The 13,391-nt window shown below is 65.0% G+C and carries 15 protein-coding genes and 1 riboswitch; of the genes, 1 reads left to right on the forward strand and 14 read right to left on the reverse strand.

All coding sequences use genetic code 11. The annotated features are described in order from the left end of the window. Positions 1-233: 233 nt before the first annotated feature. The 14 genes from P0Y58_23795 to cobO form a co-directional block, all read right to left on the reverse strand. Positions 234-785 carry a glutathione peroxidase gene (locus P0Y58_23795; GenBank protein ID WEK29874.1) on the reverse strand — a complete coding sequence of 184 codons (552 nt, stop codon included), beginning with the start codon at positions 783-785 and terminating at the stop codon, positions 234-236. Positions 786-831: 46 nt separating this feature from the next. After that, positions 832-954, reverse strand: a complete 123-nt coding sequence (locus tag P0Y58_23800) for a hypothetical protein (protein WEK29875.1) — start codon at positions 952-954, stop codon at positions 832-834. Beyond that, the gene (locus tag P0Y58_23805) at positions 951-2,144 is read right to left on the reverse strand and encodes an MFS transporter (protein ID WEK33389.1); all 1,194 of its coding nucleotides are present in this window, start codon (positions 2,142-2,144) and stop codon (positions 951-953) included. The genes P0Y58_23800 and P0Y58_23805 overlap by 4 nt, the downstream gene beginning before the upstream one ends. 73 nt (positions 2,145-2,217) lie before the next feature. Then, entirely contained in the window at positions 2,218-2,622 is a 405-nt protein-coding gene (locus P0Y58_23810) for a MarR family winged helix-turn-helix transcriptional regulator (GenBank protein WEK29876.1), read from the reverse strand. Between the two features lie 91 nt (positions 2,623-2,713). Beyond that, positions 2,714-3,436, reverse strand: a complete 723-nt coding sequence (locus P0Y58_23815) for an adenosylcobinamide-GDP ribazoletransferase (GenBank protein WEK29877.1) — start codon at positions 3,434-3,436, stop codon at positions 2,714-2,716. Between the two features lies 1 nt (position 3,437). Continuing rightward, positions 3,438-4,004, reverse strand: coding sequence for an alpha-ribazole phosphatase family protein (locus P0Y58_23820; GenBank protein ID WEK29878.1), 567 nt, complete (start codon positions 4,002-4,004; stop codon positions 3,438-3,440). Next, positions 4,001-5,056 (reverse strand): nicotinate-nucleotide--dimethylbenzimidazole phosphoribosyltransferase, encoded by a 1,056-nt coding sequence (gene cobT / locus P0Y58_23825; GenBank protein ID WEK29879.1) that lies wholly within the window; start codon positions 5,054-5,056, stop codon positions 4,001-4,003. Before cobT ends, P0Y58_23820 begins: the two co-directional genes overlap by 4 nt. Next, complete coding sequence (cobU, locus tag P0Y58_23830) at positions 5,053-5,574, reverse strand: bifunctional adenosylcobinamide kinase/adenosylcobinamide-phosphate guanylyltransferase (protein ID WEK29880.1); 522 nt, start codon at positions 5,572-5,574, stop codon at positions 5,053-5,055. The genes cobT and cobU overlap by 4 nt, the downstream gene beginning before the upstream one ends. 1 nt (position 5,575) lies before the next feature. Then, entirely contained in the window at positions 5,576-7,030 is a 1,455-nt protein-coding gene (locus tag P0Y58_23835; GenBank protein ID WEK29881.1) for a cobyric acid synthase, read from the reverse strand. Further along, a complete protein-coding gene (gene cobD / locus P0Y58_23840; GenBank protein ID WEK29882.1) occupies positions 7,027-8,019 on the reverse strand; it encodes a threonine-phosphate decarboxylase CobD in 993 nt (330 codons plus the stop codon). The genes P0Y58_23835 and cobD overlap by 4 nt, the downstream gene beginning before the upstream one ends. Then, positions 8,012-8,920 (reverse strand): adenosylcobinamide-phosphate synthase CbiB, encoded by a 909-nt coding sequence (cbiB, locus tag P0Y58_23845; protein ID WEK29883.1) that lies wholly within the window; start codon positions 8,918-8,920, stop codon positions 8,012-8,014. Before cbiB ends, cobD begins: the two co-directional genes overlap by 8 nt. Then, positions 8,917-9,567, reverse strand: coding sequence for a 5,6-dimethylbenzimidazole synthase (gene bluB / locus P0Y58_23850; protein WEK29884.1), 651 nt, complete (start codon positions 9,565-9,567; stop codon positions 8,917-8,919). Before bluB ends, cbiB begins: the two co-directional genes overlap by 4 nt. Then, on the reverse strand, positions 9,564-10,859 hold the full coding sequence (locus P0Y58_23855; GenBank protein WEK29885.1) for a cobyrinate a,c-diamide synthase: 1,296 nt from the start codon (positions 10,857-10,859) through the stop codon (positions 9,564-9,566). The genes bluB and P0Y58_23855 overlap by 4 nt, the downstream gene beginning before the upstream one ends. Next, positions 10,856-11,467 carry a cob(I)yrinic acid a,c-diamide adenosyltransferase gene (cobO, locus tag P0Y58_23860; protein WEK29886.1) on the reverse strand — a complete coding sequence of 204 codons (612 nt, stop codon included), beginning with the start codon at positions 11,465-11,467 and terminating at the stop codon, positions 10,856-10,858. Before cobO ends, P0Y58_23855 begins: the two co-directional genes overlap by 4 nt. A gap of 119 nt (positions 11,468-11,586) precedes the next feature. Then, a riboswitch (cobalamin riboswitch) is annotated at positions 11,587-11,807 on the reverse strand. Positions 11,808-11,966: 159 nt separating this feature from the next. On the opposite strand from cobO, the gene P0Y58_23865 reads away from it, so the two are divergent. Beyond that, on the forward strand, positions 11,967-13,286 hold the full coding sequence (locus P0Y58_23865; protein ID WEK29887.1) for a sorbosone dehydrogenase family protein: 1,320 nt from the start codon (positions 11,967-11,969) through the stop codon (positions 13,284-13,286). Positions 13,287-13,391: the final 105 nt, after the last annotated feature.

A 13,391-nucleotide genomic window follows, 5' to 3' on the forward strand; every position in this document is an offset into this window, starting at 1 on the left:
CTGGGCCCCAGGATGGGGCCTGCAGCGCGGTCCTCCCGGGAGCAAGGCCGGAGTGAGGGAACCCCGGAGCGCAGCGTAGGGGCCGGATGACGGGAGCGCAGCCTTTTTTGGTTACTTTTTGGGGCGTTTGCCAAAAAGTGACTCGCCGTAAGGGCGAAAAGGTGAGTAAGCGTCACCACCGCAAATGAGAGCTTTCGCTACATCAAAACCCAAGCTTAAGCTTTTCAAACGGTTCACTGGTGCGAGGCGATAGCCTTCTCAATGGCCGCACGAAACTCCGGATCATCCGGCTTCGTCAGGCTGGAGAAATTACCAATCACCTTGCCCTTACGATCCACAACATACTTGTAGAAATTCCACTTGGGCGCACTGCTCTGGCTAGCCAGCTCAGCGAACAGCGGTATCGCATCCTTGCCCCGCACCGCCTGCGTCTTGGTCATGGTGAAGGTAACGCCATAGTTGGCATAGCAAACCTTGGCAGTCTGCGCACTGTCAGCATCTTCCTGCTTGAAATCATTAGACGGCACACCAAGCATCTCCAGGCCTTGCCCGTGATACTCCTTGTACGTCGACTCAAGCCCCTCGAACTGCGGAGCAAAACCACAATAACTGGCCGTATTGACCACCACCAACGGCTTCCCGGCAAAGCGCTGGCACAGGTCGACCTGCCCCTTGCCACGCAATTCCGGCAAGCTACCCTGCAACAACGCCGGGCAATCAGCAGCCCAGCTCGATGTGCTGGCAAGCACGGCCAACAACGGCACTGTCAACCAATGAGCACGCATGATTCGTTTCTCCTAGCAGGCAATCCTTGAGCTTGCAGGGTAGCGCCTAACAAACACCCATGCCCAGTTGCATCAACGCCATCCCGCCCTTGTGCCAGCCCCACCACGCCAGCGCCAGCAGCACCAGCGCGCCAAGGGCCAGCAACCCGCGAGTCAGGTAGCGGTTCATGCGGCCTGGGCCTGCAGGCGGGCGACCGGGCGTTCGCGCACCGGCCAGTTCAGCGCGGCAGCCAACAGGCTGAGCAGGATGGAAATCTGCCAGACCAGGTCGTAGCTGCCGGTGCGGTCATAGACCACCCCGCCCAACCAGCCACCCAGGAAGGCACCCAACTGGTGGAACAGGAAAACGATACCGCCGAGCATCGACAGGTTACGCACCCCGAACAGCGTAGCCACGGTGCCATTGGTCAGCGGCACCGTGGACAACCACAACAGGCCCATGGCGATGCCGAACAGGTAGGCGCTGAACTCGCTCACCGGCGCCCAGATGAACAGCACGATCACCACCGCACGCAGCAGGTACAACCCGGTCAGCAGGCGCGGCTTGGACATGCGACCACCCAGCCAGCCAGCCGTGAAAGTGCCCACGATATTGAACAGGCCGACCAACGCCAGCACCGTGGTACCGGTGCTCGCAGCCAGGTGCTGGTCAACCAGATAGGCCGGCAGATGCACGCCAATGAACACTACCTGGAAACCACACACGAAAAAGCCCAGTGCCAGCAACCAGAAACCGGAATGCGAACACGCCTCGCGCAGTGCCTGCCCCAAGGTCTGGTCGGCGCCATGACTGGGCAGCGGGCGGTCGCGCAGTAGGCCGACGAAGGGCACGATAAACGCCACCATCAGCCCCAGCACCAGCAACGCGGCCGACCAACCCAGCCACTGGATCAGGCCAAGGGTGCCCGGCAGCATGGCGAACTGGCCAAACGAACCGGCGGCGCTGGCAATGCCCATGGCCATGCTGCGCTTCTCTGCCGGCACCGCACGCCCGACCACACCGAGGATGACCGAAAACGACGTGCCGGACAGGCCGATGCCGATCAGCAAGCCGGCACTGAGCGACAACGACCAGGCAGAGTCTGCCATGCCCATGAAGATCAAGCCGACGGCGTAAAGAATGCCGCCAATGATCACCACCCGTGCCGCCCCCATACGGTCGGCCAAGGCACCGGCGAACGGTTGCGCCAGCCCCCAGATCAGGTTCTGCAAGGCAATGGCAAAGGCGAACACCTCACGCCCCCAGCCAAAATCGGCGCTCATCGGTGCCAGAAACAGGCCAAAGCCGTGCCGCACACCCAAGGACAGCGCAAGGATCAAAGCCGCCCCCACCAATACCCACCCGCTGGTTCGCCACACCGAAGTCATTGTCGTTATCTCCAGCACATCGCAAGGTTTTTGCGGGTATATACCCGCTTATAGTCGTATCAATTCAGGCCAGCTGGCCCAGCAAACGCACCAGCTCATCGCGCTGCCCTTCACCCAATCGCTCCACCAGCTCAACCTGCGCTTGTTCCCAGGCCGGATGCGCCGCACGCAGCAGTTTTGTACCGGCCTCGGTCAACAGCACCACGCGGTTGCGCTGGTCGTTGCCATCGGCCAGTACCACCAGCCCTTGGGCCTCCAGCACCCGCAGGTTGCGGCCCAAGGTACTGCGCTCCAGGCCCATGGCCTCGGCCAGGGTGGTGATACTGGGGCGGTCGAGCCGTTGCAGGTGCCTTAGCAGGGAAAACTGCGCGACATTGACCCCGAAGCCGGCAAGGGCTTCGTCGTAATGCCGGCTCACCCCACGGGCGGCACGACGCAAATGGGTGCAGATGCATTCACTGGTCAGCATGGATACGTGTATATACCCGCGTCATGAGTGTTGCAAGAGGTTTCACGGCTGCGCCACAGAATGCGCGCATGCTTTGGGATTTGGACTGACATCAAAGGCCAAGCGCCAATCCAAGCACGACGCTTAGTTCCAGCAACTCCAGCAACGCACCAGCGGTATCACCGGTGGTCCCACCAAGGCGCCGGCACATCAGATGCCGCAACCAGGCAAACACCGCCAGCGCCAGCGCCACGCCCCATCCACCCAAGACCAGACAGAAAAACGCACTGCCCAGCAGCACCCAACCGGCTGTGCGCCGGGGCAAATGCTCGGCTAGAGCTTGGCCCAACCCGCCGGGCCGCACATAAGGTGTACAGAGGAACAGGCCCAACATGGCCGCCCGCCCGATCAGGGGAGCCAACAGCAACTGCACGCCGATGCCCTGCTCTACCAGTACCCACAGGGCACAGAACTTGAGCAGCAGCACCAGCACCAGAGTGACAACGGCAATCGGCCCGCTACGCGGGTCTTTCATGATCTGCAGGGTACGCTCCCGATCACCGAAGCCGCCTAGCCACGCATCAGCGCTGTCGGCCAGGCCATCCAGGTGCAAGGCGCCACTGAGCACTACCCACAACGTCAGCAGCAAAGCAGCATGCAACGGCGCCGGCGTACCTTGCAGCAGGGCGCTGGCCAGCCACAGCAGCAACCCGAACAACAGCCCGACCAGCGGGTAGAACAGCAGCGAACGCCCCAGCTCGCGCGGTGCCGGCATGCCCGGCAGGCTCACCGGCAAGCTGCTGAGAAACTGCAAGGCAATCCAGAACGGTAACATTTCAGTGATCCTCGGCCAGTTGACCGTCGTCCCCCATCACCAGCCGCACCAGCGCCCCATGCCCGACTTCAACCTGCAAGAGCTGCTCCTTCGGCAAGCCACGTGCCCGGGCCAGCAACAATCGCATCACACCGCCATGGGTGACCAGCAGCACCCGCTTGCCGGCATGCTGGCGGCTCAAACCCTCGACAGCGGTCAGCACCCGCTCGGCAAATGCCTGCACCGGTTCGCCATTGGGCGGGGTGTAGCCGTAGGGGTCCGCCCAGAAGCGCCCCAGTGCATCCGCCTGGTCTTCCATGATCTGCGCCGCGCTACGGCCTTCCCAGTCGCCGAAATGCAGCTCTTGCAAACCTGCTTCACGCTGCACGGGCAAACCAAGCCGCCCACCCAGTTCGTCGGCAAACCGCGCACAACGCTGCAACGGCGAACTGATCAGCACCTGCCACGGGCCGGCTTCGGCCACGGCGCTGCGCATCTGCGCCCAGCCCTTGTCAGTGAGGGCATCATCGAGGCTGCCGCGCAGGCCGCCCTGTTCTGTTTCGCCGTGGCGCAGCAGGTCGAGGATCATGCCGGGCGGTCCGCCACAGCGGCTTCGGCAAAGGTCGCCATCTGCCCGTGCAGCGCACAGGCCAGGCGCAACAGCGGCACGGCCAGCGCAGCGCCACTGCCCTCACCCAGGCGCAGGCCCAGCGCCAATAGCGGCTCTGCCTGCAATGCCTCCAGCAAAGCCTTGTGCCCAGGCTCCGCGCCTTGATGGGCAAACAGCAACCATGCCCGGCACTGCGGATTGAGGCGCACCGCCGCCAGGGCGGCAACACTGCAAATGAAGCCGTCCACCAGCACTGCGACCCCTGCCTGTGCGCAGCCGATGTAGGCGCCGGCCAAGGCAGCGATCTCAAAGCCGCCAACACAACCCAGTGCCTGCAATGGGTCTGCGGCCTGCAGGCCGTGCAGGCTCAGCGCCCGCTCGATGACCTCGGCCTTGTGCTGCACACCCGCGTTGTCCAGGCCGGTGCCCGGGCCGCTCAACTCAGCAGGCGGGCAGCCCAAGAGGACGCTGGCCAAGGCAGCGGCGGCCGTGGTGTTGCCAATACCCATCTCGCCGCCGATGAACAGCTGCGCGCCCTGTTCGGCGGCGCGCAATGCACTGTCACGGCCTGCCTGCAAGGCAGCTTGCGACTGCGCCTCGGTCATCGCTGGCTGACGGGCGAAGTTGGCCGTGCCGGCACCCAGGCGCAGATGGCGCACACCAGGCAGTTCCAGATGAGAGTCGATGGTGCCCAGATCGACCACCTCAAGGCTGGCCTTCAGCTCGCCCGCCAACACGCTGATAGCCGCACCACCGCCGACGAAGTTGCGCAGCATCTGCCCGGTCACCGCCTGGGGGTAGGCCGAGATACCTTCTTCGACCACACCGTGGTCACCGGCAAAAATGCTGATGGCAACCTGGTCCAGGGTTGGCCGCTCACGCCCTTGCAGGCCCGCCAGCTGAATGGCCAGGCCTTCCAGCTGGCCGAGTGAACCGGCAGGTTTGGTCAGCTGTTGCTGACGGGCGCGGGCCTGGTCCATGGCAGCGATATCGAGGGGTTGGCAGGCGTCACGCCACCAGGCTTGAGTCATAGTGCAGGTCCTTTGAGCATTAAGGGCAGGCCGGCCACAGTCAGCACCACGCGCTGGCAGCGTTCGGCCACGGCCTGGTGCAGCCAGCCGGCCAAATCGACATAGCGGCGGGTCAGTTCGCCCATGGGCACCACGCCCAGGCCGGTTTCGTTGCTGACCAGAATGAGGGTGCCAGGCAACTGCTCCAGGCAGGCCAGCAGGGCGTCACGCTCCTCGGCCAGGCGTTGGTCGTCTTCGAGCATCAGCAGGTTGGTCAGCCACAACGTCAGGCAGTCCACCAGCAAGCAACGCCCTTCGGCCGCTTCGGCGCGCAGTACTGCGGCCAGGGCCAGCGGTTCTTCGATCAGCCCCCAGTCAGCGGGACGGCGCTGGCGGTGCAGCGACACGCGTTCGTTCATTTCACCATCCAGCGGCTGGCTGGTGGCGATGTAGGTCACGGGCTGGCCACTGGCGCTGGCCAGTTGTTCGGCCAGGCGGCTCTTGCCGGAGCGGGCGCCACCGAGGATCAGGCTGTGCATGTCAGGCCACCCCACACAGTTGGCGCAGGTGCGCGGTGTCCAGGTGTTTTTCCACCAGGTCGGCCAGGCGCTCGATGTCGCGTTCGCGCAAGGCTTCGTAATCGATGCTCTGCACATCCTCCAGGCCAGCCCAGCGCAGCAGCGCAGCACACGACTGGCTGCCTTCGAACAGGCCGTGCAGGTAGGTGGCAAGAATCTGGCCATCGGCACTGACCGCGCCATCACAGCGGCCATCGGCAAGCTGCACGGCGGGCTGCTCCAGGGCAGGGCCGGTGGTGACGCCAGCGTGAATTTCATAGCCGGCAACCGGTACCGCTTCAAGGTTCAATGCCCCGGCAACGTTGCGCAGTTGCTTCTCGGCTTCGAGCACCGTGGCGTAATCGAGCAGGCCAAGCCCCGGGCTTGAACCGGCAGCCCCTTCAAGGCCCAGCGGGTCATGCACTTCGCGGCCAAGCATCTGCAGGCCACCGCAGATCCCGATCAACTTGCCACCGTAGCGCAGGTGCCGCTCGATGGCCTTGTCCCAACCGCGCTCGCGCAGCTGTGCCAGGTCACCGCGCACGCTTTTGGAGCCTGGCAGGATGATCAGGTCGGCAGCCGGGATCGGCTGGCCAGGGCCAATGAACTGCAGGTCCACCTGCGGGTGCAGGCGCAACGGGTCGAAGTCGGTGTGGTTACTGATGCGCGGCAATACCGGGACGATCACCTTGAGCACGCGCTCGCTTTTGGCGCCTTGGCGCACATCGATGCCGTCTTCGGCCTCAAGGTGCAGGTCGGTGACGTAAGGCAGCACGCCCAGCACCGGCTTGCCGGTACGTTGCTCCAGCCAGTCCAGCCCCGGCTGCAACAAGGCGATATCGCCACGGAAGCGGTTGATGACAAAGCCTTTGACCCGCGCCTGTTCACTGGGCGACAGCAATTCCAGCGTGCCCACCAGGTGGGCGAACACGCCGCCGCGGTTGATGTCGGCAACCAGGATCACCGGGCAGTCCACCGCCTCGGCAAAGCCCATGTTGGCGATGTCGCCGGCGCGCAAGTTGATCTCTGCCGGCGAGCCCGCGCCCTCGACCATGACCACCGGGTACGCGGCACTCAGGCGCTGGTGCGAAGCCAGCACCGCCTGCATGGCGATGGCTTTGTAATCGTGGTAAGCCACCGCGTTCATGCTGGTGACCGCACGCCCGTGGATGATCACCTGGGCGCCGGTATCGCTGTTGGGTTTCAGCAACACGGGGTTCATATCGGTGTGGGGTGGCAGCCGGCAAGCCTGCGCCTGAACCGCCTGGGCGCGGCCAATTTCACCGCCGTCGGCAGTCACTGCGCTGTTCAGCGCCATGTTCTGTGGTTTGAACGGCACCACGCCAACGCCTTGGCGCAGCAGCCAGCGGCACAGGGCAGTCACCAGCGTGCTTTTGCCGGCGTCGGAGGTGGTGCCTTGCACCATGAGGGTGGTCATGCCGATTCCTTTTGGTAGTCCGCCAGGGCCTGGGCCAGGCGCTGTTCGTCCCCTGCGCATTCGGGCAGCCCAAGGCGCACGGCCGGTGGGTGCTCGAACAAGCGCACCAGGATGCCGCGACGGGCAAGAAAGCCATGCAACTGCGCGGCGCGCTCGCTGCGCACGTACTGGAACAGATCACAGCCACCGCTGGGTGCAAGGCCCGTGCTGGACAGCACTGTTGCCAACCGTTGGCTGGCGGCAGCGCAACGTTCGATCTGCACGCGCTGGGCGGGCTTGTCGGCCAGGCTGGCCTGGGCCAGCACCCGGGTTGGGCCGTTGACCGTCCACGGGCCAAGCAGCTCGGCCAGGCGCAACAACAGGCTGCGCTCGGCGGCGACGAAGCCCAGGCGTACCCCGGCCAGCCCAAAGAATTTGCCGAACGAACGTAGCACGATCAACCCCGGGCGCTCGGCGCAATCGACCACGCCATCCGCCGGGGAGTTGTCCATGAACGCTTCGTCGACCACCAGCCAGCCACCGCGGGCAGCCAGGCGTGCATGCCAGCCCAGCAGGCGCTCGCGCGGCACGCGCTGCCCGGTCGGGTTGTTGGGGTTGACCAGCACCAGCACGTCGAGGCTGTCGAGCGTGGCATCGACCTGCGCCTCGGCCAGCTCAACCAGTTGATGCCCCGCCCTTTGCCAGGCATACGGGTGCTCGGCATAGCACGGCGACAGCACCCCTATCCGCCCGGCCGCACGCAGCAGCGGCAAAGCCTGGATTGCCGCTTGAGAGCCGGCCACCGGCAGCAGCTGGTGGGCGCCGTAATAGGTGCGTGCCGCCGCCTCAAGGCCGTCGTCAGTTTCCGGCAGGCGAGCCCAGGCATCTGTAGGTATCGGCGGGATCGGGAATGGCCAGGGCGCAATGCCGCTGGACAGGTCGAGCCACTGCTCGCGAGGGATACTGTATTGCTGCACTGCACGCAGCAGGCGGCCACCGTGTTCAAGCATTGATGTAAGCCCCCAGGCAGATCAACAACAGCCACAGCCACACGCCGCGCTGCACCAGGCTCCAGCCACGTTCGATGGCATCGGCGTCAGCCATCGGCCCGTCACCCAGGCGTGGCCGCTCATGCAGCTCGCCGTGGTAAACAGCCGGGCCGCCCAGCTCGACCCCGAGTGCACCGGCACCGGCGGCCATTACGGGCCCGGCGTTGGGGCTGTCCCACAGCGGGCCCTGCTTGCGCCAGCACGCCAGGGCCAGGCGGGTTTTGCCCAGCAGTGCGTAGGTCAGCGCCACCAGCCTTGCGGGAATATAGTTGAGCACGTCATCAATACGCGCCGCACACCAGCCGAAGCGCTCGAAGCGCTCGTTGCGATACCCCCACATGGCATCCAGGGTGTTGCTCAGGCGATACAGCACCACACCCGGCGCGCCGGCCAGCACAAACCAGAACAGCGCGGCGAACACTGCGTCACTGCCATTTTCCAGCACCGACTCGGTGGCCGCCCGGGCCACGGCGGGCTCGTCCAGCTCGCGGGTTTCGCGGCTGACCAGGTAGCCGACACGGCGCCGCGCTTCTTGCAAGTCACCCTGGCGCAAGGCGTTGGCCACCGGCAGCACATGTTCACCCAAGCTGCGCAAGCCCAGGGCGCAGTACAGCGCCAGCACATCCACCAGCCAGCCGATGTAAGGCAGCCAGGACAGGATCAGCGCCACCAGGGTCAGCGGCACCACCGCCAGAAACCAGGCACTCACGCCGTGGCTGCGCCAGCCGCGTCCACCTGCATTCAGGCGGCGCTCCAGGTTACCGGCCATATTGCCGAAGGCCACCAGCGGGTGGCGCCGCTGCGGTTCGCCCAGCAAGGCATCCAGCGCCACCCCGGCCATGGTCAGCAAGGCCACGCTCATTGGCGCTCTCCCCATTGGTTTTCGTACAGCATGTCACTCAAGGGCCGTTCTTCGGCCCAGTTTTCCAGCACCAGCATGGGCGCCGGGTAAAATTCGGTCACCGGCCCCAGGCACAGCACCGCCACCGGTTTGGCCCCTTCAGGCATGCCCAGCAGTGCCGCCAGCGCCAAGGGGTCGAACAGCGACACCCAGCCCATGCCCAGCCCTTCGCCACGGGCTGCCAGCCACAGGTTCTGGATGGCGCAGGCCAGCGAGGCCAGGTCCATCTCCGGCAGGGTGCGACGGCCGAAGATGTGCGGCTCGCGGTTGTCCATCAACGCCGCTACCAGCAGCTCGGCACAGTCGTTGATGCCTTCTACCTTCAGCTTCATGAAGTCATCCGCTCGCTCGCCCAATGCCTCGGCAGTGCGCAGCCGCTCCGCCTCTACCAAGGCCTGGATGCGGGTGCGCAAGTCACGCTGGGTGATGCGGATGAAACGCCAGGGCTGCATCAGGCCGACGCTGGGTGCCTGGTGTGCGGCAGCCAGCAGGCGCGCCAGCAGCTCTGGCGCCACCTGGCCCCCGGCGAAATGGCGCATGTCACGGCGCTCACCGATGGCCCGGTAAATCGCGGCGCGCTCGGCGTCGCTGTAAGCGTGTTCGTTCATGGTCGCAACAGCGCCGCCGCCGCATCCGGGTTGGAGGGGAAGTAGAAGTGCACGTAAGAGGCGGTCAACCGACCCAGACGATACACCGCTTCGTTGCCCCGCCCGCCGTTGGGGCTGAGGCCACGGGCGATCGGCTCCAGCGCGGTGCTGGTCAGCGAGTGGTGATAGGTGTGACCGCGCAGGGTGCCTTCCGGCAGTTCCACCGCTTGCAAGGCCAGGGCCGCCAGGCGTTTCTGCATGGTCGCCTCGCCCGGCAGCAGGCCGAGCAGTTCGGCACGCTCGCCGGCCACGTCGGTCAGGGCATCGAGCAGGTACAGCATGCCGCCACACTCCGCCAGCAACGGTTTGCCCTGAGCATGATGAGCACGAATTGCCTCGCTCATTGGCGCATTGGCGGCCAGAGCGTGGTGATGCAGTTCGGGATAGCCACCCGGGAGGTACAGGCTGTCCACCGCCGGCAGTTCACGGTCATGCAGCGGCGAGAAGAATTCCAGCTGCGCCCCAAGGCTGCGCAGCAGCTCAAGGTTGGCGCCATAGGTGAACGCGAACGCTTCGTCCCGCGCCACACCAATACGTACACCGTCCAGCGAGGCAGCACGCGCCTGCGGCTCGGGGCCGGTAAAGGTCACTGGCGGTGGCATGGCGGCATCGCAGCTGGCGCCAAGCGCCTCGGCTGCGGCGTCAAGCCGGGCATCCAGGTCGTTCAGCTCACTGGCCTGGACCAGCCCAAGATGACGACTGGGCAACTCGATGCCGCGCTCGCGGGACAAGCCGCCATACCAGCGCAGGCCTTCGGTCAGGCTGCCTTCGAGCAATTGCGCATGGCGCAGGCTGCCCACCCGATTGGCCAATACGCCGGCGAACGGCAGGTCGGCCTGGTAACGCGCCAGGCCCAGGGCCAGGGCGCCGAAGGTCTGGGCCATGGCCGTGCCGTCGATCACCGCCAGCACCGGCACGCCGAAATGGCGCGCCAGGTCGGCGCTGGACGGGGTGCCGTCGAACAGCCCCATCACCCCTTCGATCAGGATCAGGTCAGCCTCGCCGGCGGCTTCCCACAGCAGGCGGCGGCTTTCCTCGGCACCGATCATCCACAAGTCCAGCTGGTAAACCGGCGCGCCGCTGGCCCGCTCGAGAATCATCGGGTCAAGAAAGTCGGGCCCACACTTGAACACCCGCACTTTGCGCCCGAGGTTGCGGTGCAGGCGGGCCAGAGCAGCAGTGACGGTGGTCTTGCCCTGGCCAGAGGCCGGTGCCGCGATCAACACGGCGGGGCAGTGGCGCGATTGACTCACAGTTCCACGCCCTTCTGCGCGCGGATACCGGCCTGGAAGGCGTGTTTGAGCACGCCCATCTCGGTCACGGTATCGGCCAGTTCGATCATCTCAGGCTTGGCAGCACGGCCGGTGACGATCACGTGCTGCATGGGCGGGCGAGCCTGGATGTCGGACAGCACCTGGTCCAGGTCGAGGTAGCCGTGCTTGAGGGCGATATTCAGTTCATCCAGCACCACAAACTGCACACTCGGGTCTTGCAGCAACTGGCGCGACACCGCCCAGGCGGCTTCGGCGGCCGCGATATCGCGCTGGCGGTCCTGGGTTTCCCAGGTAAAGCCCTCGCCCATCACGTGGTAACGCACCTGCTCGGGGAAGCGGCGGAAGAAGAGCTCCTCGCCGGTGCTGTTGCGGCCTTTGATGAACTGCACTACACCGCACTGCATGCCATGGCCCAGGGCGCGTGCCAGCATGCCGAAGGCCGAGCTGCTCTTGCCCTTGCCATTGCCGGTCAGCACCAGCAGCAGGCCACATTCGTTGGGGGAGTTGGCGATGCGTTCGTCGATGACCGCCTTCTTGCGCTGCATGCGCGCCAGGTGGCGTTCGTCGCGTTCGGTGGCTTCGCTCATCAGGGTTCTCCGCTGGCTGGCGCCACGGCAACGCGTGGCGACAGGTAATAGGCAGGCAGACGGAGAACGCGCAGGGGCCATGGCAGGGCGCCACGGTGCACCGCGCATCACCCTCCGTGATGCCGTTGACTGTTTCAGGCCGGTCTCCGGGCTTGTGAGCGGGCCTTGGCCCCAGCCTGCGCGCCTTCCCGGGTGCTGGCACCCAGTGGCCTTGCGCGGCCCTAACTCACCTACCGTTGCGGGGGCAGCGCCGGAATCGCGCCATGCTGGCGCCCACCGGCTTCCCAGTTTCACCCTGCCCAGTCGGGGCTGGCAGGGCACCTGAAACACGCGCGAAGGTTAGAGGGTTGCACCCGGAGCGTCAATCGACGCTGCCCCTTTGCTGCCGAACAGGAGCCCGCCACGCACTCAGGCGGGAATATGTGCATGGCCGTAACTGAACCTATGTCGGTTCTGCGGTTTCTGAATAATCAGGAACCACCACGAGAGGCCGGCACAGATGAACCGCACAGGCATCGTCTTATCTTTTTGGCTGGGTGCATGCCTGGCGGGTTGCGGCGACACTGCCCACCTGGCGGTCATGGATGGCAGCGGCCCCGACCCGCGTTTACCGCCCCCCGACAGTACGCTGATTCCCACCGTCAACATTGCCCCTGCAATTGGCTGGCCGGAGGGTGGCAAACCGCAGCCAGCCGCAGGTATCCAGGTGGCTGCATTTGCCAAGGGCCTGGATCACCCTCGCTGGCTATACCTACTGCCCAACGGCGACGTTCTGGTGGCCGAAACAAACGCACCGGCCAAGCCCGAGGATGGCAAGGGTATTCGTGGCTGGGTAATGAAAAAGGCGATGAAACGCGCCGGCGCACAAGTACCCAGCGCCAACCGGATTACCCTGCTGCGTGACGCCGACCATGATGGGGTTGCAGAAATACGCACGCCTTTCATCGAAGGCCTCAACTCACCTTTCGGCATGGCGCTGGTGGGCAACGACCTATACGTTGCCGACACCGATAAGCTGCTGCGTTTCCGCTATGAGCCGGGCAGCATGCAGATCAACGACAAAGGGCGCGTGGTTATCGATCTGCCGGGCGGGCCGCTTAACCATCACTGGACCAAAAACGTGGTCGCAAGCCCCGATGGCAAGAAGCTTTACGTCACGGTCGGGTCCAATAGCAATGTGGGTGAAAATGGCCTGGACAAGGAACAAGGGCGTGCAGCGATCTGGGAAGTGGACCCGGCCAGCGGCCAGCACCGGCTGTTCGCCACTGGTTTGCGCAACCCAAACGGGTTGGCTTGGGAGCCAGGTACCGGCGCCCTGTGGACTGCGGTCAATGAGCGCGACGAAATTGGCAGCGACCTGGTGCCGGATTACATCACCTCAGTCAAAGACGGTGGTTTCTATGGCTGGCCCTATAGCTACTACGGCCAGCACGTGGATGCGCGGGTAAAGCCGCAAGACCCGCAACAAGTCGCCAAAGCGTTGGTGCCGGACTATGCGGTGGGCCCGCATACCGCATCACTGGGCCTGGCGTTCACCGAACCCGGCGTGCTTCCACCGCCGTTCACTCAAGGTGCTTTGGTAGGCCAGCACGGCTCATGGAACCGCAAGCCGCACAGTGGCTACAAAGTCATCTTCGTACCGTTCGGTGCGTCGGGCAAGCCGGTGGGCAAACCTGTCGACTTGCTCACCGGATTTCTCGATGAGCGCGGTAATGCCATGGGGCGACCCGTCGGGGTAATCACTGACGGCCGCGATGGCGTGCTGATTGCTGACGACGTAGGCAACACAGTCTGGCGTGTGAGCAAGGCTCCCGAGTAGCAGGGCTCAGAGGGCCGCAATGGGCACAGTCAAAGGCGTGATGGTGACAAGCATGTACCGCTAAGCGTGTACCGGCGAGACAACAATGTTCGTTCATTCCCTATC

Origin of the sequence: Candidatus Pseudomonas phytovorans, assembly GCA_029202525.1 — a bacterium.
GTDB lineage: Bacteria > Pseudomonadota > Gammaproteobacteria > Pseudomonadales > Pseudomonadaceae > Aquipseudomonas > Aquipseudomonas phytovorans.

Excerpts from the sequence above, each read along its gene's own strand:
- P0Y58_23795 (WEK29874.1), bottom strand. The coding sequence starts at position 785 with ATGCGTGCTCATTGGTTGACAGTGCCGTTGTTGGCCGTGCTTGCCAGC.
- P0Y58_23835 (WEK29881.1), bottom strand. The coding sequence starts at position 7,030 with ATGACCACCCTCATGGTGCAAGGCACCACCTCCGACGCCGGCAAAAGC.
- P0Y58_23815 (WEK29877.1), bottom strand. The coding sequence starts at position 3,436 with ATGTTACCGTTCTGGATTGCCTTGCAGTTTCTCAGCAGCTTGCCGGTG.
- cobT (WEK29879.1), bottom strand. The coding sequence starts at position 5,056 with ATGACTCAAGCCTGGTGGCGTGACGCCTGCCAACCCCTCGATATCGCT.
- P0Y58_23820 (WEK29878.1), bottom strand. The coding sequence starts at position 4,004 with ATGATCCTCGACCTGCTGCGCCACGGCGAAACAGAACAGGGCGGCCTG.
- cobO (WEK29886.1), bottom strand. The coding sequence starts at position 11,467 with ATGAGCGAAGCCACCGAACGCGACGAACGCCACCTGGCGCGCATGCAG.
- P0Y58_23810 (WEK29876.1), bottom strand. The coding sequence starts at position 2,622 with ATGCTGACCAGTGAATGCATCTGCACCCATTTGCGTCGTGCCGCCCGT.
- cobU (WEK29880.1), bottom strand. The coding sequence starts at position 5,574 with ATGCACAGCCTGATCCTCGGTGGCGCCCGCTCCGGCAAGAGCCGCCTG.
- P0Y58_23800 (WEK29875.1), bottom strand. The coding sequence starts at position 954 with ATGAACCGCTACCTGACTCGCGGGTTGCTGGCCCTTGGCGCGCTGGTG.
- cbiB (WEK29883.1), bottom strand. The coding sequence starts at position 8,920 with ATGAGCGTGGCCTTGCTGACCATGGCCGGGGTGGCGCTGGATGCCTTG.
- cobD (WEK29882.1), bottom strand. The coding sequence starts at position 8,019 with ATGCTTGAACACGGTGGCCGCCTGCTGCGTGCAGTGCAGCAATACAGT.
- bluB (WEK29884.1), bottom strand. The coding sequence starts at position 9,567 with ATGAACGAACACGCTTACAGCGACGCCGAGCGCGCCGCGATTTACCGG.
- P0Y58_23865 (WEK29887.1), top strand. The coding sequence starts at position 11,967 with ATGAACCGCACAGGCATCGTCTTATCTTTTTGGCTGGGTGCATGCCTG.